We start from the raw sequence: 1,752 nt of genomic DNA on the forward strand, positions 1-1,752 counted from the left end.
ATCGGACCGAGCGGCTCGGGCAAGTCCAGCCTGATTGCCCTGGCGCTGCGCTTCCGCACGGCGGACCCGGGGGCTCTCGCCTTCGGCGGGGCGCCGGTGGAGGCGTATGAGGCGGACGCCCTGCGCCAACGCATGAGCGTGCTGGCCCAGCAGGACCACCTGTTCTCCGCCACCATCCGCGACAACCTGCTGATCGCGGCGCCACAGGCCTCGCCCGCTGAAATCGAGGCGGCCTGTGCCCGCTCCGGCATCCTGTCCTTCATCGAAGCCCAGCCCGACGGGCTTGAGACCTTCATCGGCGCCCACGGGGCAAAAATCTCGGGCGGGGAGGCACGCCGCCTGGGCCTTGCCCGCACGCTGCTGAAGGATGCGCCCATCGTCATTCTCGACGAGCCCACCGAAGGCCTCGACGCCGACACCGAGAGGCGCGTGCTCGACACCGTGCTGGAGGCCACCCGGGCGCGCGCCCTGCTCCTCGTCACCCACCGCCCGGCGCGGCTCGAGGCCATGGACGAGATCATTCTCATGGCGGCCGGGCGCATCCTCGCCCGCGGCACGCCGGACGAGATGACGCGGCACATGGCGGTTGCCGAGCCGGAGGCCGACCGGCCGGGCGGAGAATCTGCATGAAGCACGTCGCCCTGTCGGAAGCCTGGACCGGCGTCGCGGACTGCAAGAACTGCACGATCCGGAACGCCGTGCTCTTCGCCGGTCTCAAGGAGACCGATTTCGACGCGCTGCACCGGCCCATTGACCAGATCATCTACCCCGCGGGCGCGCAGATCTACGGCACCGGCGACGAGGCCAAAACCCTATTCACCGTCCGTAGTGGTTTGGTGAAGCTCACCCAGTATCTGCCGGACGGAACCCAGCGCATCGTGCGTCTGCTGCACCAGACCGACCTGTTCGGCCTGGAAGCATTGATCGAGGATGCCTATCCCCACACGGCCACGGCCCTGCATGACACCGAACTGTGCCGGCTGCCGGTGGACGTGGTCCGCGACCTCTCCCGTGCCAGCAGCGGCCTCTATCACGAGTTGATGGCCCGCTGGCACCGTGCCCTGTCCAGTGCCGACCGCTGGATCACCGAATTCTCCACCGGCTCCTCCCGTGATCGGGTCGTGCGTCTGCTGCTTTGGCTGTCCGAGCCCGAAGACGGTGGGCGTTGCGCGCTGTTCAGCCGGGAGGATCTCGGTGCGGTGCTTGGGCTCACCACCGAGACCGCCAGCCGCACCATGGCGGAACTGAAGCGCCACGGCTTCATTTCCGAGCCGAAACCCAATCAGATCGTGTGCGATACCGTCCGGCTCCGCCGCCTCGTGGACGGCTGAAAACACTCGGGGCCGCCAGACGAGACGCGTCGTGCCAAGCAACGGATTATCGTCGCCTCCCCTGCATCGCACGTCTCGCTTTCAGCGCCCCCGGTCAGCCATAAAGAGGCCGAGCATCATGGTAGCGCCGAATACCTATCCCCCCGGGGGCCTTCATGTTCGCCGCCTACACGATCACGTGTATTGAGCGGGTATCGCCGATACTGAACTTCAACGCGCGCAGCTCGGCGGGCAGGCAGTGCTCAAGCCTTGAGCCAGCGGGCGACATCGTCCGGCTTCGGCAGACCGCCCGCGTGCACCACCTTGCCGTCGATGACGATGCCGGGGGTCGAGGCGATGCCGTAGCCGGCGATCACCGCATAGTCGGTGACCTTTTCCACCGTGACGTCGAGCCCGAGCTTGGCCGCTTCATCCCGCACCA

3 protein-coding genes are annotated in these 1,752 nt (G+C 67.4%); 2 read left to right on the forward strand and 1 reads right to left on the reverse strand.

All coding sequences use genetic code 11. The features are described from left to right. Together K9U41_RS22715 and K9U41_RS22720 are read left to right on the forward strand one after the other, a co-directional pair. A partial coding sequence (locus K9U41_RS22715; RefSeq protein WP_282643106.1) for an ATP-binding cassette domain-containing protein occupies nucleotides 1-630 on the forward strand: 630 nt, incomplete at its 5' end. Next, on the forward strand, nucleotides 627-1,331 hold the full coding sequence (locus K9U41_RS22720; protein ID WP_282643107.1) for a Crp/Fnr family transcriptional regulator: 705 nt from the start codon (nucleotides 627-629) through the stop codon (nucleotides 1,329-1,331). The genes K9U41_RS22715 and K9U41_RS22720, both read left to right, overlap by 4 nt. Nucleotides 1,332-1,573: 242 nt before the next feature. Here the strand turns inward: K9U41_RS22720 and K9U41_RS22725 are convergent, their stop codons facing one another. Beyond that, complete coding sequence (locus K9U41_RS22725) at nucleotides 1,574-1,750, reverse strand: thioredoxin family protein (RefSeq protein ID WP_282643108.1); 177 nt, start codon at nucleotides 1,748-1,750, stop codon at nucleotides 1,574-1,576. Nucleotides 1,751-1,752 lie beyond the last annotated feature (2 nt).

Origin of the sequence: Xanthobacter autotrophicus (genome assembly GCF_029991245.1) — a bacterium.
GTDB classification, from domain to species: domain Bacteria; phylum Pseudomonadota; class Alphaproteobacteria; order Rhizobiales; family Xanthobacteraceae; genus Xanthobacter; species Xanthobacter autotrophicus_C.

Bases quoted from the DNA above. Each gene is read 5' to 3' on its own strand.
- K9U41_RS22720 (WP_282643107.1), top strand. From the start codon at position 627: ATGAAGCACGTCGCCCTGTCGGAAGCCTGGACCGGCGTCGCGGACTGC.